At 63.4% G+C, this 26,336-nt stretch carries 25 protein-coding genes; 21 read left to right on the top strand and 4 right to left on the bottom strand.

The window, feature by feature from the left end:
- Nucleotides 1–46: 46 nt before the first annotated feature.
- From mgtE to JQ632_RS19380, 5 genes are all read left to right on the top strand, one after another.
- The gene (gene mgtE / locus JQ632_RS19360) at nucleotides 47–1,468 is read left to right on the top strand and encodes a magnesium transporter (RefSeq protein ID WP_212404162.1); all 1,422 of its coding nucleotides are present in this window, start codon (nucleotides 47–49) and stop codon (nucleotides 1,466–1,468) included.
- Between the two features lie 267 nt (nucleotides 1,469–1,735).
- The gene (locus tag JQ632_RS19365) at nucleotides 1,736–2,029 is read left to right on the top strand and encodes a DNA-binding transcriptional regulator (protein WP_212404190.1); all 294 of its coding nucleotides are present in this window, start codon (nucleotides 1,736–1,738) and stop codon (nucleotides 2,027–2,029) included.
- Nucleotides 2,030–2,145: 116 nt separating this feature from the next.
- Complete coding sequence (locus JQ632_RS19370; RefSeq protein WP_212404163.1) at nucleotides 2,146–2,964, top strand: aldo/keto reductase; 819 nt, start codon at nucleotides 2,146–2,148, stop codon at nucleotides 2,962–2,964.
- A gap of 49 nt (nucleotides 2,965–3,013) precedes the next feature.
- A complete protein-coding gene (locus JQ632_RS19375) occupies nucleotides 3,014–3,925 on the top strand; it encodes a hypothetical protein (RefSeq protein ID WP_212404164.1) in 912 nt (303 codons plus the stop codon).
- 232 nt (nucleotides 3,926–4,157) lie between these two features.
- Nucleotides 4,158–5,153, top strand: a complete 996-nt coding sequence (locus JQ632_RS19380; protein ID WP_212404165.1) for an ABC transporter substrate-binding protein — start codon at nucleotides 4,158–4,160, stop codon at nucleotides 5,151–5,153.
- A gap of 102 nt (nucleotides 5,154–5,255) precedes the next feature.
- On the opposite strand, the gene JQ632_RS19385 is transcribed toward JQ632_RS19380, so the two are convergent.
- Complete coding sequence (locus JQ632_RS19385; RefSeq protein ID WP_212404166.1) at nucleotides 5,256–5,417, bottom strand: DUF2934 domain-containing protein; 162 nt, start codon at nucleotides 5,415–5,417, stop codon at nucleotides 5,256–5,258.
- 331 nt (nucleotides 5,418–5,748) lie between these two features.
- Here JQ632_RS19385 and JQ632_RS40470 point away from each other — a divergent pair, with 331 nt between their 5' ends.
- The 3 genes from JQ632_RS40470 (at nucleotide 5,749) to JQ632_RS19400 (ending at nucleotide 7,642) form a co-directional block, all read left to right on the top strand.
- Nucleotides 5,749–6,351, top strand: a complete 603-nt coding sequence (locus JQ632_RS40470) for a Crp/Fnr family transcriptional regulator (RefSeq protein WP_212404167.1) — start codon at nucleotides 5,749–5,751, stop codon at nucleotides 6,349–6,351.
- 441 nt (nucleotides 6,352–6,792) lie between these two features.
- Nucleotides 6,793–7,128: a hypothetical protein gene (locus tag JQ632_RS39495; protein ID WP_249152274.1), complete on the top strand. Its 336-nt coding sequence runs from the start codon at nucleotides 6,793–6,795 to the stop codon at nucleotides 7,126–7,128.
- Between the two features lie 328 nt (nucleotides 7,129–7,456).
- On the top strand, nucleotides 7,457–7,642 hold the full coding sequence (locus tag JQ632_RS19400; protein ID WP_212404168.1) for a hypothetical protein: 186 nt from the start codon (nucleotides 7,457–7,459) through the stop codon (nucleotides 7,640–7,642).
- Between the two features lie 113 nt (nucleotides 7,643–7,755).
- On the opposite strand, the gene JQ632_RS19405 is transcribed toward JQ632_RS19400, so the two are convergent.
- Nucleotides 7,756–8,475 carry a DUF599 domain-containing protein gene (locus JQ632_RS19405; protein WP_212404169.1) on the bottom strand — a complete coding sequence of 240 codons (720 nt, stop codon included), beginning with the start codon at nucleotides 8,473–8,475 and terminating at the stop codon, nucleotides 7,756–7,758.
- Between the two features lie 119 nt (nucleotides 8,476–8,594).
- Between JQ632_RS19405 and JQ632_RS19410 the strand changes: the two genes are divergently transcribed.
- The 9 genes from JQ632_RS19410 to JQ632_RS19450 all read left to right on the top strand — a co-directional run bounded on the left by JQ632_RS19410 (nucleotide 8,595) and on the right by JQ632_RS19450 (nucleotide 15,929).
- A complete protein-coding gene (locus JQ632_RS19410; RefSeq protein ID WP_212404170.1) occupies nucleotides 8,595–9,254 on the top strand; it encodes a glutathione S-transferase family protein in 660 nt (219 codons plus the stop codon).
- 74 nt (nucleotides 9,255–9,328) lie between these two features.
- On the top strand, nucleotides 9,329–9,697 hold the full coding sequence (locus tag JQ632_RS19415) for a YidB family protein (RefSeq protein WP_212404171.1): 369 nt from the start codon (nucleotides 9,329–9,331) through the stop codon (nucleotides 9,695–9,697).
- A 207-nt stretch (nucleotides 9,698–9,904) separates the two neighbouring features.
- Nucleotides 9,905–10,108, top strand: coding sequence for a hypothetical protein (locus tag JQ632_RS19420; protein WP_212404172.1), 204 nt, complete (start codon nucleotides 9,905–9,907; stop codon nucleotides 10,106–10,108).
- Between the two features lie 159 nt (nucleotides 10,109–10,267).
- Nucleotides 10,268–11,251, top strand: a complete 984-nt coding sequence (locus JQ632_RS19425; protein ID WP_212404173.1) for a hypothetical protein — start codon at nucleotides 10,268–10,270, stop codon at nucleotides 11,249–11,251.
- A 42-nt stretch (nucleotides 11,252–11,293) separates the two neighbouring features.
- Nucleotides 11,294–11,734 (top strand): DUF1489 family protein, encoded by a 441-nt coding sequence (locus JQ632_RS19430; protein ID WP_212404174.1) that lies wholly within the window; start codon nucleotides 11,294–11,296, stop codon nucleotides 11,732–11,734.
- Nucleotides 11,735–12,092: 358 nt separating this feature from the next.
- Nucleotides 12,093–13,016 (top strand): division plane positioning ATPase MipZ, encoded by a 924-nt coding sequence (locus JQ632_RS19435; protein WP_212404175.1) that lies wholly within the window; start codon nucleotides 12,093–12,095, stop codon nucleotides 13,014–13,016.
- Nucleotides 13,017–13,372: 356 nt separating this feature from the next.
- A complete protein-coding gene (locus JQ632_RS19440; RefSeq protein WP_212404176.1) occupies nucleotides 13,373–14,233 on the top strand; it encodes an alpha/beta fold hydrolase in 861 nt (286 codons plus the stop codon).
- 157 nt (nucleotides 14,234–14,390) lie between these two features.
- Nucleotides 14,391–15,146, top strand: a complete 756-nt coding sequence (locus tag JQ632_RS19445; protein ID WP_212404177.1) for a VWA domain-containing protein — start codon at nucleotides 14,391–14,393, stop codon at nucleotides 15,144–15,146.
- A gap of 57 nt (nucleotides 15,147–15,203) precedes the next feature.
- Nucleotides 15,204–15,929 carry a DnaJ domain-containing protein gene (locus JQ632_RS19450; RefSeq protein ID WP_212404178.1) on the top strand — a complete coding sequence of 242 codons (726 nt, stop codon included), beginning with the start codon at nucleotides 15,204–15,206 and terminating at the stop codon, nucleotides 15,927–15,929.
- A 318-nt stretch (nucleotides 15,930–16,247) separates the two neighbouring features.
- Here the strand turns inward: JQ632_RS19450 and JQ632_RS19455 are convergent, their stop codons facing one another.
- Nucleotides 16,248–18,074, bottom strand: coding sequence for a D-alanyl-D-alanine carboxypeptidase (locus tag JQ632_RS19455; protein ID WP_212404179.1), 1,827 nt, complete (start codon nucleotides 18,072–18,074; stop codon nucleotides 16,248–16,250).
- A gap of 389 nt (nucleotides 18,075–18,463) precedes the next feature.
- On the opposite strand from JQ632_RS19455, the gene JQ632_RS19460 reads away from it, so the two are divergent.
- Nucleotides 18,464–18,802 carry a phasin family protein gene (locus tag JQ632_RS19460; RefSeq protein ID WP_212404192.1) on the top strand — a complete coding sequence of 113 codons (339 nt, stop codon included), beginning with the start codon at nucleotides 18,464–18,466 and terminating at the stop codon, nucleotides 18,800–18,802.
- Nucleotides 18,803–18,877: 75 nt separating this feature from the next.
- Here the strand turns inward: JQ632_RS19460 and JQ632_RS19465 are convergent, their stop codons facing one another.
- Nucleotides 18,878–20,758, bottom strand: coding sequence for a pilus assembly protein (locus tag JQ632_RS19465; RefSeq protein ID WP_212404180.1), 1,881 nt, complete (start codon nucleotides 20,756–20,758; stop codon nucleotides 18,878–18,880).
- Between the two features lie 481 nt (nucleotides 20,759–21,239).
- Between JQ632_RS19465 and clpS the strand changes: the two genes are divergently transcribed.
- The 3 genes from clpS to ltrA all read left to right on the top strand — a co-directional run bounded on the left by clpS (nucleotide 21,240) and on the right by ltrA (nucleotide 26,186).
- Complete coding sequence (gene clpS, locus JQ632_RS19470; protein ID WP_186294195.1) at nucleotides 21,240–21,572, top strand: ATP-dependent Clp protease adapter ClpS; 333 nt, start codon at nucleotides 21,240–21,242, stop codon at nucleotides 21,570–21,572.
- Between the two features lie 269 nt (nucleotides 21,573–21,841).
- A complete protein-coding gene (clpA, locus tag JQ632_RS19475) occupies nucleotides 21,842–24,268 on the top strand; it encodes an ATP-dependent Clp protease ATP-binding subunit ClpA (protein ID WP_212404181.1) in 2,427 nt (808 codons plus the stop codon).
- Nucleotides 24,269–24,785: 517 nt separating this feature from the next.
- Nucleotides 24,786–26,186 (top strand): group II intron reverse transcriptase/maturase, encoded by a 1,401-nt coding sequence (ltrA, locus tag JQ632_RS19480; RefSeq protein WP_212404182.1) that lies wholly within the window; start codon nucleotides 24,786–24,788, stop codon nucleotides 26,184–26,186.
- Nucleotides 26,187–26,336: the final 150 nt, after the last annotated feature.

Genomic DNA, 26,336 nt, shown 5'->3' on the forward strand with positions numbered 1-26,336 from the left:
ACAGCTCAAATGAATTGATCCAATCTGTCAAACGGCGAGGCGCGCCATGGACGAGCAAATGGACGTTGCCCCCTCCGCCGAGACGTCGGTACTCGACCACGTTCCGATGCGCAATGAAGATGGCGAAATTCGTCACGAATTCGTCGAGGAAGTTGCCCGTGCGATCGGGGCCGGCGACGCGGCGCCGCTGCGGGCCATCGTCGCCGAGTTGCACGAGGCCGATCTCGGCGATCTGATCGCGGCGCTCGCGCCCGACGACCGCGTCCGCCTGGTCGAGCTGACCGGCCGGGATTTCGACTTCTCGGCGCTGAACGAGGTCGACGAAACCGTCCGCGAGGAGATCCTCGAGGAACTGCCGGCGGAGACGGTCGCCGAGGGTGTCCGCGAGCTCGAATCCGATGACGCCGTCGAGCTGCTCGAGACCCTCGACGAGGAGGAGCAGGAAGAGATCCTGGAAAAGCTGCCGCCATCGGAGCGCGTCGCGCTCGAGCGCAGCCTGCTTTATCCGGAAAACTCCGCCGGCCGGCGGATGCAAACCGAGTTCATCGCGGTGCCCCAGGATTTCACCGTGGGTCAGGCGATCGACTACATGCGCGACACGCCCGATCTGCCCGACCGCTTCTACGAGATCTACGTCGTGGACAAGGACCGGCACTGGCTCGGCGCGGTCCCGCTCGACGTGCTCCTGCGCGCGCGCCGGCCGGTGCCGCTCACCGACCTCACCGACGAGGATCGCCGCCGCGTCTCCGTCCTGGAGGACCAGGAAGAGGTGGCGCGCATGTTCGGCAAGTACAATCTGGTGGCTGCGCCCGTGCTCGACACCCAGGACCGGCTGGTCGGCGTGATCACGGTCGACGACGTCGTCGACGTCATCGAGGAAGAGGCCGCCGAGGACTTGAAGGCGCTCGGCGGCGTCACCAGCGACGAAGAGCTTTCCGACACCGTGCTGACGATCGCGCGCGGCCGCTTCAACTGGCTCTTGGTCAACCTTGCGACCGCGTTCCTTGCGTCCTCCGTGCTGGGCCTGTTCGAGGGCCAGCTCGAGAAGATGGTGGCGCTCGCCGTGCTCGCGCCAATCGTCGCGAGCCAGGGCGGCAACGCTGCGACCCAGACAATGACGGTGGCGGTGCGGGCGCTGGCGACGCGCGAGCTCGGCGCCAGCAATGCCTGGCGCGTGGTGATCCGCGAGGGGCTGGTCGGTCTCGTCAACGGCCTCGCCTTTGCCGTGATCACGGGCATTGCGGCGGTGGCCTGGTTCAAGATCCCCGGGCTCGGGATGGTGATCGGGCTCGCGATCATCGTGAATCTCGTTGCCGGCGCGCTCGGCGGCATCTTGATCCCGATGGGGCTGGAGCGGGTGAGGGCGGATCCGGCCGTGGCCTCCGGCACCTTCGTCACGACGGTCACCGACGTCGTCGGCTTCTTCTCCTTCCTCGGCATCGCCACGCTGTGGTTCGGCTTGAAGTAGGCTACGACCTTCCGTCTCCACAAACTCAACCGTCATCCTGAGGTGCGCGCCCTTGCGCGCCTCGAAGGATGGGCCGCGAGTGCCCGTGGCCCATCCTTCGAGGTTCACCTTGCGATGCCAGCGCATCGCAAGGCTCGCACCTCAGGATGACGCCGGAGTGTGTGGTAGGCACTGGAGACCGGATGGAGCGCAGCGTAATCCAGCCGCGCCAGCCTATCGTTAATCCGAACTTAAGCGACCTGACGCATCATGCCCGCGCACTTGGGGATGAACATGCGGCTACGGCTGAAAGCGGACGGACGGATCGTGGAGCTGCGGGACGGTCAGGAATTTCCGCTTCCTGCCGCCGCCTCCGGTGAAGGCGGCTCGCTCGAAGTGCGCGACCTGCGTCGCCGCGCCTGTCTCACCCAGATGGAGTTCGCGGCAAAGCTCGGCGTGCCCGTCGAGACCATCCGCAATTGGGAGCAGGGCAAGCGCGCGCCGCGCGGACCCGCCCGGGCGCTTCTCGCAGTCATCGCGCATGCGCCCGATACGGTGTTTCAGGCGCTCGCCAAGGGCTGATCAAGGCCCGATTAAGGGCTTGCCGTGAATCCCTCTCCGGTTGCGGCCGCCTCGGTTGGCAGCTCCATTGGCCCGGTCCATAATGCGACGGGGCCAGCGAAGGCGAGGGATTCCTCATGCTGTTCGTCGAAGCCAATGGTGCAAAAATCCCGGCGATCGGGCTCGGAACCTGGGAGCTGAGCGGCCGGACCTGCGCGCGCGTGGTCGAGCAGGCGCTGCGGCTCGGCTACCGCCACATCGATACCGCGCAGGTCTATGAGAACGAGCGCGAGGTCGGCGACGGCGTGCGCGCCTCCGGCGTGCGGCGCGACGATATCTTCCTCACCACGAAAATCTGGACCAACCACTTTGCGCCGAACGATCTGGAGCGCTCGGTCAAGGAGAGCCTGGTCCGGCTGCGGCTTCCCGCGGTCGATTTGTTGCTGCTGCACTGGCCCAATCCGCATGTGCCGCTCGCGGAGACGCTGGGCGCGCTGGCGCATGCGAAGAAGATGGGCCTGACGCGGCATATCGGCGTCTCCAATTTCACGGTGGCGCTGATCGAGGAGGCGGTTGCGCTGTGTCCGGAGCCGCTGGCCTGCAACCAGGTCGAGTATCATCCCTATCTCGACCAGGCGAAGGTGAGGGCGGGCTGCGACAGCCATGGGCTTGCGCTGGTCGCCTACAGCCCGATCGCGAAGGGGCGCATCAAGACGGACCAGACGCTGGCGCAGATCGGGCGCACCCATCGCAAAACGCCGGCGCAGATCTGCCTGCGCTGGCTGGTGCAGCAGAACGTCTCGGCCATCCCGCGCACCTCGCGCATCGAACGGCTCTCGGAGAACATCGAAATCTTCGATTTCGAGCTGTCGGAGGACGAGATGCAGCAGATCTTTGCACTCGCCAACCCGAAGGGGCGGCTGACCGATTTCGGCTTCGCGCCGAAATGGGATTGAGGGCCCGATCCGGTATGCTAGGACCAGAGCGGCAACCGAATATCTGGCGATGGAACCGCGGCGCATCATACGGACGGACATTGCGGCATCAGCGATCGCGCATCTGACGCTGGTGGGGCTGATCATCCTGATCAGCGAGGTCCATCCGTTTCACGCCGCGCCTACCGAGACGGTTACGGTCGACATCGTCACACCCGAGCAGTTGAAGGAGGAGGTGGCCAAGGAGGAGGCGAAGGAACAGGTCAAGGAGAAGGCGCCGGAGCCGCCCCTCGACCTGAAACTGCCCAAGCTCGATCTCGCCGACAAGGCGGAGGCGGCCGCGCAGCCGGCCAAGCCGTCGGCGCCGGCACCAACGCCATCACCCATGCCGAAGGCGTCACCCGAACCGCAGCGACAACAACCGCAGCCGGCATCGGCGCCAAAACAGCGCGAGGCCAACGCTCAGCCGCAAGCGCAAGCGAGGCCGCTGCCCGCGCAGCAACCGCCGCCGCAAGCTGCGGCCCCGGCCTATATTCCGCCGGAGCCCGACGTCACCCTCAAATACGGCGTGATGCTGGGGCTGCCTCCGGAGCTGCCGGCCGCGCCGAAGGACGCGACCAAGGACGCGTCGAAGGACGATGGTGGCGCTGCCCAGGACTCGGGCGCAGCCAAGCTTGCGCCCGAAATCGTCGCGGAGTTTCGCCGCCACCTGCGAAGCTGCACCAAACTGCCGGCCGAAGTGGCGCCGACCGACAAGGTGCACATCAAGCTGCGCACGGTGATGGCCACCGACGGCACACTGGCGCGTGAGCCGATCCTGGTCGAGGCCAGCGCATCGCCGGCGAAGGGCCTGGCCATGCTGCAGTCAGCCAAGAGCGCGCTCCTGGCTTGCCAACCCTACAAGATGCTGCCGGCGGACAAGTATGAGGAATGGAAGGTGCTCGACCTCACCTTCACGCCGAAGGATTTCGGTGCGTCGTAGAGTTGCTGTTCGGGCTGGCTTCGGAGGGCAAGTGGAAGTTGTCCCGCTGCTGTCATCGAAGGGTTACGACCGAATTCGGACGTGTGGCATCGCAGGCACACGGGGAACATAATCAACGGAATCGACCAGTGGGACATTGACCCCAAAATCCCCGCACTGTTGGCTTCAATGACATTTCTATTTCAGCTCGGGAATGCGACGAGGACGATGCACTGATCCTTGGAGGCGATTCATGAAGCGCCGCGACTTCTTGTTTGTCACCGCGATGTTCGCGCCGGCCATGCGAAATGCCTCAGCGCAGCAGCCCGCCACGAAGAAGCGTCTTGCGGTCATTAGCTCTGCGAAAGTCGAAGACATGAGGATCGGACGCGAGCCAAATTCGACAACGTTCCTGGAAGAACTGCAGCGCCTCGGCTACGTCGAAGGTGGAAATCTCGTTGTCGACCGGTGGCAACTTCAGCCGGGACGTCTCGAAGAGATTGCACGCGAGGTGGTTGACACAAAACCCGATGTGATTGCCTGCCAGGGAACGCCGATGACTCTTCGCCTCAAAGCGGCGACGACGACTATCCCCATCGTTGCGGCAACGGGCGACCCAATTCGGTTCGGGCTGGTTTCGAATCTCGCCCGTCCCGGCGGCAATGTCACGGGTGTGAGCGTGGACGCCGGAGTCGAAGTCTGGGCCAAGCGCCTTGAATTGCTTTCCAGCGCTGTTCCCAAAATGCACAATGTCGTTTTCGTGTCATCGGAAGGAGCTTGGACGGGCGCAGGTGGCCAAGCGGTGCGCGACGCGGCACAAAGGATGGGGATTTCCCTGGTGCTGGGTGCCGTCAGCAGCCCATATGGCGAAGCTGAATTCCGGAGCACATTCTCGTCGCTCCAGCGAGGTCAACTGGACGGATTGATCCTTTCGGATGAGGGGCAGGTGCATCTTCCTAAAAAGCCCCTCCTGGTTCAGCTGATCCAGCAGATGCGACTTCCCGCCATTTACCCATACCGTGATTTTGCGGAAGCAGGCGGACTGATGACCTATAGCTCCGACCTCAAGTCTGTCATTCACAGGCAGGCAGCGCAGATCGTCGAAATATTTCGAGGAGCCAATCCGGGCGACATCCCGTACTCTCAAGCAGTGCGGTTTGAACTTGTTGTTAATCTAAAGACGGCCAAGGAGCTGGGAATTGAGATGCCCGCCGGGCTGGTTGCCGCCGCGACTGCGTTTATTGAGTAGCACACTCGGGTGCATTTCCGCTTTTGGCCGAGGCCGACATGAGGCCATATCGGCTTCAACATCGCCTTGTGAGGGCAAAGCGGACACGACGCGGACACGGAATCAAATGTCAGCACCTTTATTTTGATCATCACGCTCTTCTGTGCCCTGCAATTCCCTTTGCGCTCGCTGCCAGAACTCGTCTTCGCGTCCTTCAGGTTTGCCCGCCTGCTCCCACAGTTCGAACGCGCGTTTCCGTATCTGCTCTTCTGTTGGGTGGGCCATGATGAATTCTCCCAGAGCGCGGAAATCCAGCTTTGAACAGGAGGCCCAAAAAGAGCGGACCGCCGGGTCAATTTTTACCTGTGGCTTAAAGAGTCAATTCGGGCCTGGGAGAGTCGTTCGCCCAAGACAAGAAATTAGGAACGGATCGACCTTGTCCGATTTGTCCGTTCATAACGATCCGTAGCGACGCCCTCGGAGCGTTGTTTTTGCCCCTGCGGACCGGCCCGGCCGATCGGGCGATAGGTGCGCAGTGGATGATCCTCTCCGCAACAAACTCTTAGCTCTCCTTCCGCTTCGAGACCTCGACTCTATAACGGGAGCATCATCACTCGTGGGCTTTGCTACCGGCGATGTTGTCCAAAAGGAGAGGCAAGTAGTCGCGACTATTCACTTCCCGCTATCGGGCATGTTCTCGCTTTTGGTGGTGCTGAAAGGTGGGCGGACGCTTGAAACCTCCGTCGTCGGTCGGGAAGGCATGATCGGAGCCCGTGCGGGCCTTGGATCCCACACATCCCTCATTCGCGTCGTTGCCCAGCTGCCCGTTCAAGCCTTAGCAATTTCGGCAAAGGATTTTCGGAAGCTCGTCGCAGATAGCACTTCTATGGCCGGGTTATGTCTCAGGAATGCTGACCTATTACTCGATCAAGCGAGGATCACAGCTGCCTGCAATTCGTTTCACTCCGTTGAGGAACGATGCTGTCGGTGGTTGCTCCATACCGCAGACCGCGCTGAAAGCGATCACTTCGCACTAAAGCAAGAGTTGCTATCCGAGATGCTGGGCGTGCGCCGCACCTCCGTCACGGATGCCGCGAACAGACTCCAGAAACGGGGAGCCATCGCCTATTCGCGGGGAAAAATCGAGATTCTGGATCGCCGCGTCCTCCAACGCCTATCGTGCGAGTGCTACCGGCTACTCAAGCGAAATAGTTCCTAAGATTTTCCTCGCGGATGGCGAAATTTATGTCGACAACCGGACATAACGAGAATCTAGTGATGCGATCACCGCACCGTCCTTAGGCAGTTATCGGTGATGAGAACGCCGGTTGCGCTCCCGCCCCAACTTAAAATGGAGCCGCGCCGATGCGACGTCGTTTCACGCAAACGACCACTCTTGAACAGCGACTACTCGACGAGGCGGCACGTCTGCGCGCACAGGCCCAGCGTGCTCCGCCGGGCGTCGACCGCGAAAGACTTCTGCGCCGCGCGCGCCAAGCCGAGACGACGTCCCACCTTGACAAATGGCTGTCGTCGAAGGGATTGCAGCCGCCAACCTAATGCGGGGACAATCGGATGGGCGTATCGAGCATGTGTTATCGATGAGAGCGGTCACATCTGCGATACGCGCGAGTTTGAGGCCGCCAATGATGAGGCCGCCGTGAACATCGCGCGTCGCTTGAGAAAGCGTCACGGCATCGAGATATGGCAACTCAATCGCAAGGTCGCGATTCGCGGCGCCGATGCAGTGCAGAGCGCTGAAAGCAGATTTCAAGACGGGAGGACGTTCATGAGACGCTTCCGGTTCAAACCAGATCGGACGCTGGGCGAGCGACTCATCAAGGAAGCTCGGCTAGCGAGGGAAAAGGCAGATCAATTGCCGCCAAGCGAGGAACGTGAAGATCGTTTGAAGCAAGGCCGCGAAGCTTATATCGCCGCCAATACTGACGAATGGCTCAACTCGCCCGGATTGCAGCCGCCGAAGAAAGCCGTGTGATTCTAGCTGATTTGCAAACTATTGGGGGTAGGGCTTGGCAGCCGACCTGGTTTTGAAAATCGCTATCATCGGACTGTGCATCTTTTCGACGGTCCTGGCGTCTATGCTGTTCTTGAATCTGTAACAGAGGCCGTCTCAGGTGGTGACCTCTTTTGGACTCGGTCAACCTCGTGTCGCCTATTGGCCCGGATCCAACGAATTCGGACACTTATCTCAAGGACGTCTGCCAAGGATAAACCGGTCCTCGTCGGCGTCGGCCGCCAATTCCATGTCTGCCCCTCCGAAAAAGAAGTAACGTGTCCTGGGGTCACATCCGAGGAGCAACAACATGACCCTCGAGATCTCCGAGGTCATTCCCACCAGGATCGGCCGTCGTGTCTTCGCGATCACGGGCAACACGATGCCGCCCCGAGATCCTGATGACGACGAGGACGAGGACGAAGAGAACGACGAGGGAGACCAAGAGAACCAGGCCGACGAACCGCCGGTCGTGCGCGAGCCGGACGAAGATTAGGCAGGATGCTTGGGATCGCAGAGCCCGAGCTTCAGAAACGAATGTCTCAGGCGTTGCCCGAGTTTGATCCGTTTAACCCTGTAGGTCATCGTGCTCTCTGCTACGGGCTAGATTCACTTGCGGAGCAACCGCGTTGCGGCGGGCACGTCCGCGTCGTCAGGCGCCATCGCCGCCCACGCGCTCGATGCAAATTGCCGCCGCCATGTGACGATGACCACCGCAGCCGTCGTCACGAACAGCACCCAGGGGCTGACGAACCAGCCGAGATAGCCGAGCGCGAAGAAGAAGGCGCGCTGGCCGCGGTTGAAGTGCCGGCCGGCCGCTTCGAACAGGCGGGTGGTGCGGATGACATGCGCCTCGGCCTCCGGCGTGTCGCGCTGGGAGGCCGGCGGCATGCCGCCATAGAGGATCGCGACATAGTTGAAGAGGCGATAGGCCCAGGCGAACTTGAAGAAGGCGTAGACGCAGATCAGCACCAGGCCGACGCATTTCAGCTCCCACAGCGCCGGCGAGGGGCTGAGATCGATCGGCAGCTTGCTCAGGATGACGAGCGCGTCATTGGTCGCCCGCAGCAGCGCCAATGCGCCGCCGATCGCGAACAGGCTGGTGGAGGCGAAGAACGCCGTGCCGTTCTGCAAGGATGCCATGATCTGCATGTCGACCATGCGCGCCTCGCGCTCGAGCAGGCGGCGGACCCAGACCTCGCGATAGCGGTTCATGCGCGCCGACAGGCTGTCGCGGCCATAGGCCGACTGCTCCAGCGTGAGTGCGTAAACCAGCCATTCGAGGGCAAAGAAGCCGACCGCCGTGATGTCGACCCAATATCCGCTCATGTCGATCCCCCGTTGCGACAGGATTGCCATGTATGTTTCATCGCGGCAACGATTGATTGGCGGCGGGCGAAGGCGCTACAAGCACCTCGCGTGATGGACAGACGAGAAGGAGCACTCACATGGCAGCGCTGACGCTTGCGATCGGTAACAAAAACTACTCCTCTTGGTCGATGCGCCCCTGGCTTGCTCTGCGCGCGAGCGGCATCCCGTTCGAGGAGGTCTTCATTCCGCTCTACACCGACCAGGCGGACAAGGACAAAATCCTCGCCTTCAGCCGCGCCGGCAAGGTGCCGGTGCTGGTCGATGGCGACATCACCGTGTGGGATTCGCTTGCCATCATCGAATATCTCGCGGAGCGCTTTCCGGACGCAAAACTGTGGCCGGAAGACCGCGCGGCGCGTGCCCATGCGCGCGCGGTCTGTGCCGAGATGCATTCGGGCTTCCAGGCGCTGCGCAACGAATGCGGCATGAACCTGCGCCGTCCGATCGGGCCGGTCGCGCTGTCGGCGGATGCCGAGGCCAATATCGCGCGGGTGCAGGAGCTCTGGCTCGACTGCCGCGCGCGTTATGGTGCTGGGGGGCCGTTCCTGTTCGGCCGCTTCGGCGCGGCGGATGCGATGTATGCCCCCGTTGTCCATCGCTTCCGCACCTACGCGATTCCGGTCGCGCCTGAGGTCAAGGCCTATCTGGACGCGATGATGGCGCTGCCGGCGTTCCAGGAATGGACGACGGCCGGCATTGCCGAAACCCTCGTCATCGAGAAGTTCGAGACTGTGTAGGCCGCCGGCGATTGTGAAGGGGCCGCCGCTTGACCATGCGCTGTCGAGCGGCGCTCAATCGCATCAGACTGGCCATGGGAATTCTCGACTCGCTGGAAAACAATCCGGCGATCCGCAGCGCGCTCGGCCAGCTCGGCGCGGCGGTGCTGCCAGCCGTGCTGAACGAGGTGCTCGGCAGCAACAGCCAGGGCGGCCTCAGCGCGATCGTCGCCAAGCTTCAGCAGGCCGGTTTCGGCGAGCAGGTGAAGTCGTGGCTCGGCAATGGCCAGAACCTGCCAATCATGGCCGACCAGCTCCGCCAGGTGCTCGGCAACGACACGGTCAGGCAGCTCGCCGCGCGCTACAACATCCCGGTCGACCAGCTCGGCCAGATCCTCGCCCAGGAGCTGCCCAAGGCCGTCGACCACGCAAGCCCAGAGGGCCGGCTACCCCATACCGCGTGAGTGGCGCAGGCGGTGGCCCCGCGTCCGTTCTAATACGGATCATGGGCGGTTCCGGTGCAGCTACCGCGCTGAAAAGACTGAAAATTTGTTCATTTTCCATGCTCGTATACCACTGGCCAAAAAGCCCGGGCGCGTGCTATACGTCGCCCGGGTTTCCAGCCAGCCGTCGTAAGCGGGACCGTGGGCGGTGGCAGGCGTTGTTTGCAAATGGAGAGGGCGTTGAAGCACAAATTCCCTGTGGGCGCGCGCGTTTTGTACACTGCCAGCAATGTTGCGCGCCCGGCCGCGAGCGGTGCGTATGAGGTGATCCGCCTGCTGCCGACGGAAGGCGACGACTGTCAGTATCGGATCAAGAGCTCCACCGAAGCCTTCGAGCGGGTGGCCAAGGAAAGCCAGCTCGCTTTGTCCTGACGGTTGAAGGGAATAGCGCATTGGCGTTGGGATGGATTTGTTTCATCCCGCCGTTAAAAGGCCCGGTTCAAGTTAGCAAGTAGCTACGAGGCGGTTGCCGACTCGCGGCGCTTGCTTTCACCAAATCAGCTCTTTCGCTCGCGTGAAGGGACGTCGCGCATGAATTGGGCATGGGCCACTTCGCTCGACCATCTCTGGCGCTCGCCAACCCTTCCCATGTGGTTGACGTTGGCGGCGGCCGGTTTCTTCGGCCTGATCGTGCTGTTCACGCTGCTGCGCGCCGAGAAATCGGTCGCCAACGGCGCACTGGCCGTGATCACACTGCTCGCCGTCGGTATCGCGGTGGCGGCCACCATCCGATTCTACGAGCCCGAGGGCAGGGCGGCGCCCAATGAGGCTGCCCGGGCGCAGCCGGTGACGATGGCGGCGCTGCCGGCCTTGTCGTGCATCGACGATCTCGCCGGTGACATCGTGCTCTTGGCCTGCGAGAAGGCGCTGTTCGGCTCGTCTGACGCAGTCGCCGCCGCAGTCAGCTATGCTGCAGCCCAGATCAGTCGCCTGACCGCGGTCGGCGATGTCGCGAGCGCCAACAAGGCCATGACCCCCGAACTGAAGGCGTTGCGCCGTGCGGTGGAGCACGACCGCTATGGCCTGGTCGCGCAGGTGCTGGCAACGCGCGACAATTGCACGCCGTCCGATTGCGCCGCGTTCCTCTCGGTCACCGATCGTGCGCAGATCGTCGCCAACATGGATGCGCATGTCTTCGAGGGCCTGGTCGCGCGCTATGCGCCGGCCTGGAACGCGCCTGTGGCGCAGGCGCCGCCGGGAGCGCTCGCCGCACTGCCGCCGTCGTTGCCCACGGGCAAGCCGACCAACGCGGAATTCCCGAGCGCATCATCGACGCCCCCGGTCAGCATCATGTCGCCCGAACCGGCTATATCAGCCGCGAAACCCGCGCCGGCAGCACCCGCAAGCGCCCCAGCGCCGCGTCCGGCGGCGGCCGCAGCACAAGCCACAGCCCCGCCGCCCGCCGCCAAGAAGCAGCCGGCGCCGAAGGCCGCGCGTGCGCCTGCGGCAGCCCCCGTGCAGATCGCGCCGCCGCCTGCATCGACGGCCGCGCCTGCGGCTGCGGATAACGAGTAGCCGCAGCTTTCAAACGACGGCATTGCCCGCTATTGGTGGGCCATGCCGCTCCATCTGATCAAGCTCGCCGTCGGTTGCGATTCCGTCAAGGAACTCAAGCAATGGGTCGCTGAACGCATGCAGGCCGCGAAGAAGAAAGGCCTGCCGCAACAGCACGTCCACGTCACCCGTATGGTGCCCAAGCGCGGCGACGAGATCATCGGCGGTGGCTCGCTCTACTGGGTGATCAAGGGCGAGATCGCGGCGCGCGAGAAGATCATCGGCATCGAGCCGTTCCGCGACAAGGACGGCATCGGACGCTGCCGCATCGTGATGCAGCCGAAGGTGATCTCGGTATCGCCGCGGCCGATGCGTCCGTTCCAGGGCTGGCGCTACCTGACCGAGGACGCCGTGCCGCCCGATCTCGGCAAGGCCGCCGCCGGAACGATCGCGGCGATGCCCGAGCCGATGCGCCGCGAACTGCGCGATCTCGGACTGCTGTAAGCAATCGGATTGCCGTCGCTAGGCGGCTCGCGGCGATCATTGCGCCATGGCCGCGGATTTGATCGCCGCATCAATGATTTCGTAAAATCCAGAGGGGCCGGCGCCGGCAGACGCCGGCTACTTTGCATGGGGTTGTTTTCGATCTTTACGTTCGCCACGCCTCGGGACGTCGCGATGCTGCTCGCGAGCGGAGCGTAAAGAACTGTCGTGTGTTTGTGGGATTGATCGCAGACGAGCGCCGTCGCGCGATTCATGATTAAGATGAACGTGGCGCGATTTGAGCATCCTGACACGCATTTCACTTGACCGTTGACGCGGTCGACTCGAAGATATTTCGCGCGGGGGTTTGAGGATCATTATGCTTGTGCAGACCAGCCAAGGCCAGTCGGGCTCGGCGCACGTAGTCGTGCTCGGCAACGAGAAAGGTGGCTCGGGAAAATCCACCACCGCCCTGCACATTGCCGTCGCACTGCTCAAGGCCGGCCAGCGCGTCGCCACCATCGACCTCGACTGCCGCCAGCAGAGCTTTACCCGCTACATCAACAACCGCTCGGCCTGGGCGCGCCGCACCGGGCTCGACCTCGAACTGCCGGTGCATCGCTGCATCAAGCTCGGCGAGACCATGCAGATCGCCGACAACGAGAACTCCGAATTCCAGCAGTTCATGGAAGCCGTCAGCGCCGTCGAAAGCAGTTTTGACTTCATCGTCATCGATACGCCGGGCACCGACAGCTACCTGATGCGGCTGGCCCACTCGATGGCCGACACGCTGGTCACCCCGATCAACGACAGCTTCCTCGACTTCGACGTGCTCGGCACCGTCGACCCCGCCAACTACGCGGTAACAGGCGAGAGCCACTACGCCGAGATGGTGCGGGACGTCAGGCGCAAGCGCCGCCAGCTCGACGGCTCCACCACCGACTGGATCGTGGTGCGCAACCGCCTGTCGATGCTGGGCTCGCGCAACAAGCAGCTCGTCGCCGATGGCCTGAAGGAATTGTCGCTGCGGCTCGGCTTCCGCTCCGTCGACGGCTTTGCCGAGCGGGTGGTCTACCGCGAATTCTTCCCGCGAGGACTGACCGCGCTCGACGACATCGACGAGGCCACCCTCGGGATGCGGCCCAATCTCGGCCACGTCACCGCCCGCGAGGAGGTGACGGGCCTGCTGCGTCAGCTCAAACTGCCGCTCGATGATCGCGGCCGCCGCCGCGCGGCGAACCGCGCCGAATGGTTCACCCAGGTCGACAAGCCGCTCGAAGTCCACGACATCCTGGGCGCCTGAGCGCAGCGGTAGGACTCTACTTCCCAAACCGAAAAATTCGCGTCGGCGCGGCCGGTTCCCGATGGAACTAACCGGCCCGGTTCGCGGTTCTATGTCGCAGCCTCTCAGTATTGAACCGGAATTGGAGAAGTTGCGTCCGAAGGAGTAATGCAGCCTGAAATCGCTCCCCTGGAATGGGCTGCCCAACAAACGTGTGCGACGCACAATGAAAGGGCTGTCAGTTCACAATATTTGGCCTTCCTGTCACGTCGCTGTGACATATATTAGGGAATAACCGACAAGAGGCCCCAAGAGCCTCCAAGCAACACGATGACAACTGGGATTTCAGGCCAGAAGGCCTGAGGCTGAGGACGATCATGAAGCGTGGAATTGCCGTTCTGGTTTCGGTCACCGCTCTCGCGGGCCTTGGCTACTTCACGATGAGCAAGTGGGCCATCAAGCACGAGACCATCACGTTCTACGACGCATCGCGCGACAACCGTCCCGTGCCCGTCCACATCGCGATCCGTCGCGATCGGGAATTCCAGGCTGATGCCGGCCTGATCACGCTGCCCGTCGCAGTCCTCAATCACGGCAACACGGTCAAGCACACCGAGTACGGCTTCCTCTCCAACGTTTTCGCGATGCGCGGCTACCTCGTGATCAGCCCGCAGCATGACCTGCCGACCGACCCGCCCATGGTGACCAAGCCGGGCGAGCTCTATGTCGGGCGCCTGCCGCAGATTTTGCGCGGCGTTGCCAACATCCACCTCGCCATCGCGGAGATGAAGAAGATTCAGCCCAACGCCAACTATGAGCGAGTGACCATGGTCGGCCACTCCATGGGCGGCGACATCTCGATGTATTTCGCAAAACAGTATCCGGACGAGGTCAAGAAGGTCGTCACGCTCGATAATCTGCGCGTGCCCTTCGTCACCGCCGGCAAGTTCAAGATCCTGTCGTTCCGCTCCACGGATCCGCAGTTCAAGACCGATGCCGGCGTGCTTCCGACCGACGAGGAATGCGAGAAGTCCGGCATCACGGTCGTGAAGACCGACTTCCAGCATAACGACATGCGCGACACCGGTCCCGATGGCGCGAAGTCCTCGATTCAGAGCATGCTCGACAAATTCCTGAGCGACACCGACAGCGACGTGGGGCCGGTCGATACGCTGAAGGCTCCGCCCAAGATTCTGGAGCCCGGTCCCGTCGCGCTGATGGGCGCTGCCAAGAGCTGACTTGTGAGCCGACTTGGCGCGCTGCTGACCTGACACGCTGACTTGGTCGCGACTGCTAACCCAAAGCCTCCGCCGGCGCCGCCTGCGGAGGCTTTGTGCATTGACCGCCGCAGCCGCGCTATCCACATTAGTCTCCTGATCAGGCGAATGAGCAGGGATGCCCGGCGAACCGACCAAACCGCGCGGCCGCGATGCCGCCTCGCTACAGGGCGAGGCGTCCGGCACGCTGCCGCAGGCGAAGACGTCGACCGCGGACGACATCGCCGCCTTCGTCGCCAGGGCGCGCGCGATGTCGCCGCATGCCCCCGGCGCGAAGGGCCGGATGATCTTCGCGCTCGATGCGACCATGAGCCGGCAGCCGACCTGGGACATGGCCTGCGCACTCCAGGCCGACATGTTCCGCGAGGCGGCTTCGCTCGGTAGCCTCGACATCCGGCTGGTCTATTACCGCGGCTTCAACGAATGCCGCGCCTCGAGCTGGATCTCGGACAGCACCAAGCTCGCCGGCCTGATGAGCAAGATCGATTGCCGCGGCGGCAACACCCAGATCGGCAAGGTGCTCACCGAAGCCCGGCGCGAGGCGGCGGCCTCCGGCGTGCGTGCCGTCGTCTTCGTCGGCGACGCCATGGAGGAGAAGGTCGACGAGCTCTGCGCCAAGGCCGGTGAGCTCGGCATGCTCAAGGTCCCGGTCTTCATGTTTCAGGAGGGCCACGACGCCGTCGCCGAGCAGGCGTTTCGCGAGATCGCCCGGCTGACCGGCGGTGCCTGGTGCCGGTTCGATCCCGGTGCGGCAGCGCAATTGCGCGAGCTCCTGCGCGCGGCGGCGGCCTATGCCGCCGGCGGCCGCGAGGCGCTGCTCAAGCTCGCCAAGACCGCAAGCGGCGCGGCCCTGCTGATCGGCCAGATGAAGTGATGCGGGACTGACGTCCGGTCGCATGCTTTTTGCGACCGGGGGGACTATATTCAGGCCATGCCCACCCTGATCGCCGGCGCTGTCGCTGTTGTCACACTCTATCTGCTGCTGCAGATGTTCCGTGCCGCTAATCCGGCCGTGCTGGCGCGCGCGATCAAGGTCGTCGGCGGCGTGGTGGCGCTGGCGGTTGCCGCCTTCACCGGCCTGAAGGGTGAGCTGGCGGTCGCGATCCCCATCGGCATTTTCGGCGCGGGCCTCCTGGGCTGGTCGCCGTTCAACACCGGCTTCGGCAATATCGGCGGGCTGTTCGGCGGCGGTGCCTCGCGCGCGCCCGGCCAGACCTCGCGCGTGCGCTCGCAATTCCTCGATATGCAGCTCGACCACGATTCCGGCCGGCTGGCGGGCCAGATCGTCGCCGGTCCCAATGCCGGCAGGCTGCTCGACGAGTTCGATCTCGCCGAGCTGGTGGCGATGTGCCCGGCGTTCGACGCCGAGAGCGTGGCCTTACTTGAAAGCTATCTGGACCGCCGGTTTCCCGCTTGGCGTCAGAACGCGCAAGGCGACGCGGCAGGGCGGCAGCGCCGCCCGGCGCCGAGCGGCAAAATGACGGCGGAGGAGGCCTATCAGATCCTTGGCCTGCAACCGGGGGCGGGCCGCGACGAGATCAGCCGAGCCCACAAATCCCTGATGAAGAAACTGCATCCCGACCAAGGGGGGTCGACGTATCTCGCCGCCCGTGTAAACGAGGCCAAGGATACTCTGCTTCGCACGCATAACGGCTAACTCCGGCATCACGCTACAAACTGTGCCCGCGTGAGCCCTGTACGTCTGTCTGCCGTCGCCCCGATGCGCCCGCCAATTGTCGGCGTGGTCGATCCCTTATGGAAAATTTTAACCCTAAATTCTTGACGAGAAGTTTTTAACGGGCAGATCGCCTGGCCCGAAAACGACGATGCCCGCGCGAAGCGGGCATCCGGATCGGTTCTCTCGTGAAAGAGGCTAGAGCGTTTTCGAGCGAAGTGGACACCGGTTCGCGTCAAGAAAACGCGTCAAACAGGAATCCAGAGCCCCGTTCCGATTTCCATCGGAACGGAAAAGGCTCTAGTTGCGGACGGTGATGCAGGAGATGTCGGCGCGCTTCAGCGTGCGGCAGACGGCTTCCGCCTGATCCCGTTCCAGCCCTGCGAAGCGGGCGCGGAACAGCTTGCGATTGTCCTTGGCAACGACCGGCTCGGTGAAGGGATCGGCCTTGCTGAGCAGGCCGCGGGCCGAGCTGCGTGCGGCCTCGATGCGCTGCTGGGCCTCGCCCTCGCTCTCCAGCGCACCGACCTGCACGATCCAGCCGCTGTGGGTGACGACCGGTTTCGTCGTCGCGCTCATCTGGATCGGCTGCGGGGCTGGATCGGCCGAGGCAAGGCGCGGGGCGGGCGCCGGTGCGGCGGCGGTTGCCGCCGGCAGGACGCCCAAAATGCCGTTTCCGGTACCGTGTCCGACCGGCTGCGGCGGCAGCTCGGCGCGGGCGGCTTCCGGCTTGCTGATCTCGGACTTGCTGATTTCAGATCTTGCGATGTCGGCCCGGGCGACAACCGCGCCCGAGGTCTCCGCGACTTCGGCGCGCGCGCTCGAGATCGTGCTGGTGACCGGAGGGGCGGGCTGCACGGGGGTCGCGGAGGCGACCTTGACGGCGCCGGCCTTCACCTGAACCGTCTTCACCTTGACCGGCTTCATCGGCTCCGACGAGCCGGGAATGATGGACAGCGGCTGGCTCGCGATCACGCCGTTGGTGAGCGGGGCGGGCGGCTCCATCTTGGCTTCAGCCGTCCTTTCGGCTTTGGGCGGGGCCGGGGGCATCGCAGCGGTGGCGGCTGCCAGTGCCGACATGCGCGAAGCGGGCGCGGTGCGCGCCGCCGGTTCAGGGGCGGCTGCGGCCTGGGGCTGCGGCACAGCGCGCGCCGGGGCCTCGGAGGCATCGGCCATTTCGGTCTGGGCTTCGGAATTCCGCTCGGCGATTGCGACGGCGGTGCGGGAGGTCGCGGCCTTCTCGAGGTTCTCGGCGAGCAAATTGCGCATGATGGCATCGCGCGAGCCGCCGCTGCGGCCGCCGAGCACGACGCCGACCAGATGGCGGTTGCCGCGGCGCATTGAGCTCACGAGGTTGAAGCCGGAGGCGCGGGTGTAGCCGGTCTTGATGCCGTCCACGCCCTCGACGCTGCCGAGCAGGTGATTGTGGTTGCGGATCGACTGACCGCGGAAATTGAACGTCGCGGTCGCGAAGTAGCGGTAGTAGCGGGGAAAGCGATCCTGGATGGCGCGGCCGAGGGTGGCCTGGTCGCGCGCCGTGGTCACCTGCTCGTCGTTGGGCAGGCCCGAGGCGTTGCGATAGACGGTCTTGGCCATGCCGAGAGCGCGCGCCTTGCGCGTCATCATCGTGGCGAAATCGTCCTCGTCGCCGCCGATCGCTTCGGCGATCACGACGGCCGCGTCGTTGGCGGAGCGGGTGACGAGACCCTTGATGGCGTCTTCGACGCGGATGGTTTGGCCGGGGCGCAGATTCAGCTTGGTCGGATCCTGGCTGGCAGCGTGCTGCGATACCGGCATCTCGGTGTCGAGCTTCATCTTGCCGGCTTCCAGACGCTCGAACAGCAGATAGAGCGTCATGATCTTGGTGAGCGAGGCGGGATGGCGGAGTGCGTCGGGGCTCGTCGCCTGGAGCGTGGCGCCGGAATTGCCGTCCACGATGATCGAAGCGAATTGCGGGCTGTAGCTCGGCGTGGTGTCGCGATGCACGCGGTGGTGCGCGTAGTGGCGATGACGATGGCGCCGTGCCTCGGCAGCTTCCGTCGTGAAGATGACTGCGGTGGTGACCGTAAGAAGCCCGAAAACCCCAACCCGCGCCAAGCGCGAGGAAGACAAGTTTTTACGAAGCATGAAACCCCGTCCCCGTTTCTGACTTGATCACCGGCTCGTGAGGCGAAATTGTGCCCTTCGGACCCGATATCATTACCTGCCTGGACCACTGCTTCGCGGATGCTCGTGCGAGGCGGTGAGGGCCCAAGCCGCTGTTCTGGCTAAGGTGGTGTTCTCAAACGGCTTTTGACCGCCTGTCGGAAGCTGAACACGTCCAGGGAATCAGGGTAGGGGCCTGCGGTTTCCAAAAGCTTAAAGAACCCTTGCGTAGATCCCCGGGAATCACTGCAAATTGCGTCTTTTTGTGCGTCGCACAAGATTCTTGACAATTTTTGTGCGATGCACTATATCTGGGCAGACGTCAGGGAGCCGGGCTTCCCGACGATAGCCAGGGAAAAAAGGATTCCATGATGTTCAAGGTTGAAGACTTCCAGAACTACGGCAAAGAGCACTTCGAGCAGGTCGTCGCTTCCGCGACCTCGGTGCAGCACGGCCTGCAGGCGATCGCCAGCGCCTATGGCGACTTCACCAAGAAGTCGTTCGAAGACACCAAGTCCTTCGTTGAGAAGCTTTCCGGCGTGAAGTCGCTGGACAAGGCCCTGGAAGCCCAGACCGAGTTCGCCCGCTCCAGCTACGAGACCTTCGTCGCCGAGTCGCAGAAGATCGCGGGCCTCTACAACGATCTCGCCAAGCAGGCGTTCAAGCCGGTCGAGACCATCGTGGCGAAGTTCACCCCCGCCGCGCAGTAAGTCTGCCGACAGGTCCTGGAATCAAAAAGCCCGGCTGGTTTCAGCCGGGCTTTTTCGTTTGGTGTTTCGTGGTGGTTACTTTGCAAGCCGCAGCTTGCTCAGCGCCGTACCGATCTCTTTGAACGTCGTCACGATCTGGCTCGAGCTCGTCAGCATGTAGAACTTGTCGGAGCTGCTGGCGCAGTTCTGCAGCACGGTCGACGTTGCATCGGCGGGCGAGCTGGTGTTCACCTGGATCGTGTAGATCGTGTACATGTTCTGGCCTTTGGAATCCTTGGCGGCCTTCAGGTTGGTGCACATCAGCGCCTGCCGGGCGTCGATCGGATTGCTCGACGCCTGCGAACTGCCGTTGCCGTATTCGGGCCAGCGGTCCTCGGTGTTCAAACCGTCGGAGAGCAGGATGATGACCCGGTTGTAGGTCACGTTGGCATCCTCGGTCGGCGTGTTGAGGGGACCTCCGACCAGCAGCGACTGCCAGGCCCAGGCCAATCCAACCGCCTGGTTGGTGCCGCCCGTCGGCTGCATCGCGTTGACCGCGTTCTTGAGCGCGGTCCAGTCGTAGCTCAGCGGAATGACGGTCTCCAGCGTAGTGGACGCGCTGCTGCTGCAATAGGCCGTGCTGTTCTCGTAATACTCGTTGGCGGGGAACTGCGTCGTGACGTCAGAAGAGCTCGGCAAGACGCCGGTCGCATCATTGGGCTGGGTGCGGTCGGCGACGCAGCCGGTCCAGGTGCTGATCGGATTCGTCGATGCCTGACGGTAGTCGTTCAGGACGGTGGGCGTGGTGTTGGTCGAGGTATATTTGTTGTTGGTCCAGCCGACGACCGCGCTGACCCGGGGCTGACCGGTATCATGCGTCGTGTCGTTCGGTCCGGGCTGCGTCCAGTTGTGGACGTAGAGATTGCCGGTGCACGATTTGACGCCGTTGGTCGTCGAGCAACTGCATCCCGCGATCGCATTGTTCGACGAATCCTTGGGACAGGAGCAGCTGTTGGATCCCGTGCAGAACACGCCGGTGCCTGCGGCCTCGCTGGTCCAGCAGCCGTTGTACCGCGCATGCGAGTTCGCATCCACGCTCGGGCAGATATAGCCTGAATAGCTGCCGCTCGAGGGAATCGTCGAGGTGCTGGACGTGCTGGTGGGACCGGTCGTGCAGTAGAAGCCGCCATTGCCGTTCGAGAACGGGCACTTTGCGCCGGGACCATAGGCGTGCCAGTTGATCGGCAGCGAAGCCTGATAGCTGCCGTTATTGGGCTGCGTCGTGGGCGGGTTCAGCCAGTCGGTCCGGTCGAGGTAGCTTTGGTTGTAGTTGCTCGAGCCGAGATTGACGACCTTCGCAAAAGGAATGACCGAGATGTAGACGTCGCCATTGGTCTTGCTCAGCGCGCTGAGCTGGTCGATCAGTCCGCCGGTGCCGGCAACGGCGTTGCGCAGCGCGGTGATCTTGCCGTCCGACGCCATCGAACCCGTGTTGTCCAGGGCCAGCGCCACGCGCATCTTGACGTTGCCCCATGTGGTCGTCGACGTCGCGTTGAAATTGAGGGTCGGGAAGCCCGCGATCTGCATGAAGTCGGACTTGATATTGCCGGCGCCGTTCAGGACGATGGTCGCCGGCGTGCTGCCGGCGGCGGCCGTATAATTGACGGAGACCGAGACGCCCTGCGCCTCGGTGTTGGTGTAAAGTCCGGTGAAATAGGTCTGGGCCTTCGCGTTGATGTCGGAGGTCGAGATCGTGCCCGCGGTCAGGTCCTTCGAGAGCATCAGAACGGCGGAGTCGAGCGCGGCTTGCATCGACGAGCGAGCGCGAACCGCGCGGCTATAGTCGACGGCCGCGCCCATGAAGCTCAGGACCGGCACCAGGACGATGGCAAAGATCACGGCAATATTGCCCTGCTCGGCCCTGGTGAAGCGGGCGAGGAGCCGACCAACTCGATCAACGACAGGCAGGCGAGACATGACGATCCCCGGAATCTGTGGTTTTGCCTGATTTCGAGGTGGACCCTTGAAGAGCGGGTAAATTGGACCGTGCAAAACCGGGGGTATGCCCGCGCGAAGCCGCCGGGACCCGTTAACGCCGGGTTCCTGGTCAACAGCCGCTGACCAGCGATATGGAATTTTTTGTCAAATTGATTGGAATTGACTAACCTTGGGCGGGATCGTCTGGATCGGGAATCGGACGGCTGCGGTCCGCGTCGGATGAGTCTTTGCGCGCTTGCGGTCAGCCGGGGTCGAGCCCATATTCTTATGGCTGACCCGGCCTCGCTGGATCGGCCGGGAGCGGCGATCCGCAAGATGGCGCGTGCGCGGGGTCTCGAAAGCGGGACCGCGTGGCAAGCCGCTGTATGCTTCCGTGGGGATTTTAAACGCCTGAGCCATGTCGCAACTAACTTTCAGCCTCGATCCTTCAGCGTCAGCCGCCGTCTGTGACGCTCCCCGCATGAGCAACGACGAGAATCGTCCCGGCAACACCACGGGGCCGACCACCTCGGTCATCACCAAGGTGAAGCCCAAGACCAAGCGGCCCAATCTCTATCGGGTGCTGATCCTCAACGACGACTACACGCCGATGGAGTTTGTCGTTCATGTCCTGGAGAAGTTCTTCCAGAAGGACGTCGAGGCCGCGACCAAGATCATGCTGCATGTCCACCATCACGGTATCGGGGAGTGTGGCGTGTTCACCTACGAAATCGCCGAGACGAAGGTTACGCAGGTGATGGATTTTGCGCGCAAGCACCAGCACCCCCTGCAATGCGTGATGGAAAAGAAGTAACCGCGCTGTGACGGGCGCGTTTGTCGCGCTCGGGCATCCGACATCTTGCGCGGCGTTCCCGCCGTAGCCGGCGAACTACGGGGTTTTGATCGCCGGCGCCCCTTCCTGCCTCAATCGGAACGGGTTTTGCATCGAAAATACCGTAGGTGCGTAACCAGAGTCGCGGAACCGGTCTGTTGCCGCGGTTTTGTATAACTATATTTGTCGAAGGTTGTTGTTGCCTGACCGGGTGATGGCGATCATGATGGTGGGGGCCATAGAGGACGCGAATGCCGACTTTTTCCCAAAGCCTTGAACAATCCCTGCATCGTGCACTGGCGATCGCAAACGAGCGTCATCACCAATACGCGACGCTCGAGCATCTTCTCTTGTCGTTGATCGACGACTCCGATGCGGCCGCCGTCATGCGCGCCTGTAGCGTCGACCTCGACAAGCTGCGCACCAGTCTCGTGAACTATCTCGAAACCGAATTCGAAAACCTGGTGACCGATGGCGCCGACGATGCCAAGCCGACCGCCGGCTTCCAGCGCGTTATCCAGCGCGCGGTGATCCACGTGCAGTCGTCCGGTCGCGAAGAGGTGACCGGCGCCAACGTCCTGATTGCGATTTTCGCCGAGCGCGAGAGCCACGCCGCGTACTTCCTGCAGGAGCAGGACATGACGCGATACGACGCGGTCAACTATATCAGCCACGGCATCGCCAAGAGGCCGGGCGTCTCCGAGGCGCGCCCCGTGCGCGGCGTCGACGAGGAGACCGAGGCCAAGGGCAACGAGGACGCCAAGAAGAAGGGCGAGGCACTCGAGACCTATTGCGTCAACCTCAACAAGAAGGCGCGTGACGGCAAGATCGATCCGGTGATCGGACGCAACTCCGAGATCAACCGCGCCATCCAGGTCTTGTGCCGCCGGCAGAAGAACAATCCGCTGTTCGTGGGCGAGGCCGGCGTCGGCAAGACCGCGATCGCGGAAGGCCTCGCCAAGCGCATTGTCGATAGCGAGGTGCCTGAGGTTCTGGCGGCCGCGACCGTGTTCTCGCTGGACATGGGCACGCTGCTCGCCGGCACGCGCTACCGCGGCGACTTCGAAGAACGCCTGAAGCAGGTGCTCAAGGAGCTCGAGGCGCATCCCAACGCCATCCTGTTCATCGACGAGATCCACACCGTGATCGGTGCCGGCGCCACTTCGGGCGGGGCGATGGACGCCTCGAACCTGCTCAAGCCGGCGCTCGCCTCGGGCACGATCCGTTGCATGGGCTCGACGACCTACAAGGAATACCGGCAGCACTTCGAGAAGGACCGCGCGCTGGTGCGGCGCTTCCAGAAGATCGACATCAACGAGCCGACGGTCGAGGACGCAATCGCGATCCTCAAGGGCCTCAAGCCCTATTTCGAGGACTACCACCGGCTGAAATACACCAACGAGGCCATTGAGGCCGCGGTCCAGCTCTCCTCGCGCTACATCCACGACCGCAAGCTGCCGGACAAGGCGATCGACGTGATCGACGAGTCCGGTGCGGCGCAGATGCTGGTCGCCGAAAACAAGCGCAAGAAGACCATCGGCATCAAGGAGATCGAGACCACGATCGCCTCGATGGCGCGGATCCCGCCGAAGAGCGTGTCGAAGGACGACGCCGAGGTGTTGAAGCATCTCGAGCAGACCCTGAAGCGCGTGGTGTTCGGCCAGGACAAGGCGATCGAGTCGCTCTCCGCATCGATCAAGCTGGCACGTGCCGGTCTGCGCGAACCGGAGAAGCCGATCGGCTGCTACCTGTTCTCAGGTCCGACCGGCGTCGGCAAGACCGAGGTCGCCAAGCAGTTGGCCGCGTCGCTCGGCGTCGAGCTCCTGCGCTTCGACATGTCCGAGTACATGGAGCGGCATACCGTGTCGCGCCTGATCGGCGCGCCTCCCGGCTATGTCGGCTTCGACCAGGGCGGCCTGCTCACCGACGGCGTCGACCAGCATCCGCATTGCGTCGTGCTGCTCGACGAAATCGAGAAGGCGCATCCCGATCTCTACAACGTGCTGCTCCAGATCATGGACCACGGCCGGCTCACCGATCACAACGGCAAGCAGGTCAACTTCCGCAACGTGATCCTGATCATGACCACGAATGCCGGTGCTGCCGATCTGGCGCGGCAGGCGTTCGGCTTCACCCGCTCCAAGCGGGAAGGCGACGACCACGAGGCGATCAACCGGCAGTTCGCGCCGGAATTCCGCAATCGTCTCGACGCCATCGTCTCCTTCGCCCACCTCAATGCCGACGTGATCGGCATGGTGGTGGAGAAGTTCGTGCTGCAGCTCGAGGCGCAACTCGGCGACCGCGACGTCACCATCGAGCTGTCCGACGAGGCCAAGGCCTGGCTGATCCAGCACGGCTATGACGAGCAGATGGGCGCCCGGCCGATGGCCCGCGTGATCCAGGAGCACATCAAGAAGCCGCTGGCCGATGAGGTGCTGTTCGGCAAGCTGAAGGGCGGTGGCCACGTCCGCGTCGTCCTGGTGAAGGACGAGGCTGACGAGACCAAAGACAAGATCGGCTTCGAGTTCGTCGAAGGGCCGGTCACGCCGAAGCAGGAAAAACTGCCCGGCGCCCGCAAGCGGCCACCCTCCGGCAAGTCCAAGCCGGGCGGCCCCGGCGGCTCCCCCGGCGGTGGCTCCAAGGGGCCGACCTCCAAGGGACCGCTGGTCAAGGTCTGATCAGGCGTTACAAAATGCGAAAAGGGCCGGCTGTTCAGCCGGCCTTTTTTGTGGTGCGCCAGGCATGGCGCGGAGCGCCATGACTGGCGCGATTTGACCGGAGTGGTGTCCGGTCGATGACTTGGAGGTGAGAGTCCTCTACGGACCCTGGTGATGGGAACCGTTAGCCGAACAGCAAGGGCGTCGCCGCGAGGCGGGGTCTGAAGGAAGCTGTAAGCAAAGTGCCGGCTCGACGAACAGCCAGCGCATATGAGGCGTCCGCATCTGGGCGAGGGAGCCACAAAACTCGAAGCCCGATATCACCCGGAAGGTGCGGCCGTAGATGCGACGAGTGTATGGCACGAAGGTCACGCGAATGACCCTGGGAGGTCTGTCATCCTGCCCCCGGCAACGGGTGTGCTACCGGCGTCGCAAGGCGTCGGGATGGGACGACAGAAGTCAGCAGAGGCCGTAGTAGTCGGCAGCACCAAGCCGGCGAAGGGCCGAACGTCGAGTACCGGAGGAGGCCGGTCTGTCGATGGCGGCAACAGATGCAGACGATGACGCTGAGATGCGTTATGCCCGTCCCGAGGGCAGCGGCCGGAAGCCGCCAGAGCAGGGGCTGGGTGCGTCAATCGCCACGGCAAGACCGCAACCTTCCGCTCCGGAGGTGGAAGTGCGGCTGATGGAGGAGATCGTCAGCCGAGCGAACATGATGGCGGCCTACCATCGGGTGATGGCGAACAAGGGCGCTGCGGGCATCGACCGGATGACCGTGGAGCAGTTGCAGCCGCATCTGAAGGAGCATTGGCCGCGCATCAAGGAAGAACTGCTGGAAGGCCGTTACCGGCCACAGCCGGTGCGCGGGGTGGAAATCCCCAAGCCCGGCGGAGGGATGCGCCAACTGGGCATCCCGACTGTGGTGGACCGGCTGATCCAGCAGGCGATGCATCAGGTGCTGATGCCGCTGTTCGATCCAGGCTTCTCCAAGGCTTCGTACGGCTTCCGTCCGGGGCGCAGCGCGCACGATGCGGTGCTTGCCGCGCGAGCGCATGTGACTGAGGGTCGACGCTTCGTCGTCGACCTCGACCTGGAAAAGTTCTTCGACCGGGTGAACCATCACGTGCTGATGGCACGGGTGGGACGCCAGGTTGCGGACCAACGGGTGTTGCGGCTGATCCGCCGCTACCTGCAGGCTGGGTTGATGACGGGCGGGATTACGACGGCACGGCGCGAAGGCACGCCGCAAGGCGGCCCTCTGTCACCTTTGCTGTCGAACATCCTGCTCGACGATCTGGACAAGGAACTCGAGCGACGAGGCCACGCCTTCTGCCGCTACGCCGACGACTGCAATATCTATGTTCGGACGCGGCGGGCCGGCGAGCGGGTGATGGCGTCGATCACGCGATTCCTGACCGAGCGGCTGCGGCTCAACGTCAACGCAGCGAAGAGTGCGGTTGACCGTCCCTGGGTGCGGATCTTCCTCGGTTACACCATGACAGCCCACAAACGACCGCGCCTGCGGGTGGCGGCCAAGAGTGTGAAGCGGTTGCGGAGCAAGCTGAGGACGACATTGCACCAAGGGCGTGGACGAACACTGGCAACGACCGTCAGAACCCTGACCCCCATCCTGCGCGGCTGGCTGCAATACTTCCGGCTGGCGGAGGCCAAAGGGGTGTTCGAGGAGCTTGACGGCTGGATGCGGCGCAAACTGCGCTGCGTCCTCTGGCGCCAGTGGAAGCGACCACGGACACGCCTCAAGCGCTTGATGCAACGCGGGCTCGATCCGGAGCGGGCATGGCGGTCGGCCTATAACGGCCGCGGTCCCTGGTGGAATGCCGGGGCCAGCCACATGAACGACGCCTATCGCGCCGCCTTCTTCACGCAGCTCGGCCTGCCGTCCCTCATCGGACTGCACCGCCACCTCAATCGTGCTTGACGAACCGCCGTATACGGGACCGTACGTACGGTGGTGTGGGAGGGGGAAGCTGCAAGGCTTCCTCCTACCCGATTGTGCCGAGCATGATCGACAGCTTGGAGGTGGAAGTCTTCTATCCAGCCTGATGGCGGCGAAGGATTAGCAAAGCGC

The sequence above is a fragment of the Bradyrhizobium liaoningense genome, assembly GCF_018130955.1.
Lineage (GTDB): Bacteria > Pseudomonadota > Alphaproteobacteria > Rhizobiales > Xanthobacteraceae > Bradyrhizobium > Bradyrhizobium liaoningense_C.

Coding starts and splice junctions, on each gene's coding strand:
- mgtE (WP_212404162.1), top strand. CDS start 47: ATGGACGAGCAAATGGACGTTGCCCCCTCCGCCGAGACGTCGGTACTC.
- JQ632_RS19365 (WP_212404190.1), top strand. CDS start 1,736: ATGAACATGCGGCTACGGCTGAAAGCGGACGGACGGATCGTGGAGCTG.
- JQ632_RS19370 (WP_212404163.1), top strand. CDS start 2,146: ATGCTGTTCGTCGAAGCCAATGGTGCAAAAATCCCGGCGATCGGGCTC.
- JQ632_RS19375 (WP_212404164.1), top strand. CDS start 3,014: ATGGAACCGCGGCGCATCATACGGACGGACATTGCGGCATCAGCGATC.
- JQ632_RS19380 (WP_212404165.1), top strand. CDS start 4,158: ATGAAGCGCCGCGACTTCTTGTTTGTCACCGCGATGTTCGCGCCGGCC.
- JQ632_RS19385 (WP_212404166.1), bottom strand. CDS start 5,417: ATGGCCCACCCAACAGAAGAGCAGATACGGAAACGCGCGTTCGAACTG.
- JQ632_RS19400 (WP_212404168.1), top strand. CDS start 7,457: ATGACCCTCGAGATCTCCGAGGTCATTCCCACCAGGATCGGCCGTCGT.
- JQ632_RS19405 (WP_212404169.1), bottom strand. CDS start 8,475: ATGAGCGGATATTGGGTCGACATCACGGCGGTCGGCTTCTTTGCCCTC.
- JQ632_RS19410 (WP_212404170.1), top strand. CDS start 8,595: ATGGCAGCGCTGACGCTTGCGATCGGTAACAAAAACTACTCCTCTTGG.
- JQ632_RS19415 (WP_212404171.1), top strand. CDS start 9,329: ATGGGAATTCTCGACTCGCTGGAAAACAATCCGGCGATCCGCAGCGCG.
- JQ632_RS19420 (WP_212404172.1), top strand. CDS start 9,905: ATGGAGAGGGCGTTGAAGCACAAATTCCCTGTGGGCGCGCGCGTTTTG.
- JQ632_RS19425 (WP_212404173.1), top strand. CDS start 10,268: ATGAATTGGGCATGGGCCACTTCGCTCGACCATCTCTGGCGCTCGCCA.
- JQ632_RS19430 (WP_212404174.1), top strand. CDS start 11,294: ATGCCGCTCCATCTGATCAAGCTCGCCGTCGGTTGCGATTCCGTCAAG.
- JQ632_RS19435 (WP_212404175.1), top strand. CDS start 12,093: ATGCTTGTGCAGACCAGCCAAGGCCAGTCGGGCTCGGCGCACGTAGTC.
- JQ632_RS19440 (WP_212404176.1), top strand. CDS start 13,373: ATGAAGCGTGGAATTGCCGTTCTGGTTTCGGTCACCGCTCTCGCGGGC.
- JQ632_RS19445 (WP_212404177.1), top strand. CDS start 14,391: ATGCCCGGCGAACCGACCAAACCGCGCGGCCGCGATGCCGCCTCGCTA.
- JQ632_RS19450 (WP_212404178.1), top strand. CDS start 15,204: ATGCCCACCCTGATCGCCGGCGCTGTCGCTGTTGTCACACTCTATCTG.
- JQ632_RS19455 (WP_212404179.1), bottom strand. CDS start 18,074: ATGCTTCGTAAAAACTTGTCTTCCTCGCGCTTGGCGCGGGTTGGGGTT.
- JQ632_RS19460 (WP_212404192.1), top strand. CDS start 18,464: ATGTTCAAGGTTGAAGACTTCCAGAACTACGGCAAAGAGCACTTCGAG.
- JQ632_RS19465 (WP_212404180.1), bottom strand. CDS start 20,758: ATGTCTCGCCTGCCTGTCGTTGATCGAGTTGGTCGGCTCCTCGCCCGC.
- clpS (WP_186294195.1), top strand. CDS start 21,240: ATGAGCAACGACGAGAATCGTCCCGGCAACACCACGGGGCCGACCACC.
- clpA (WP_212404181.1), top strand. CDS start 21,842: ATGCCGACTTTTTCCCAAAGCCTTGAACAATCCCTGCATCGTGCACTG.
- ltrA (WP_212404182.1), top strand. CDS start 24,786: ATGGCGGCAACAGATGCAGACGATGACGCTGAGATGCGTTATGCCCGT.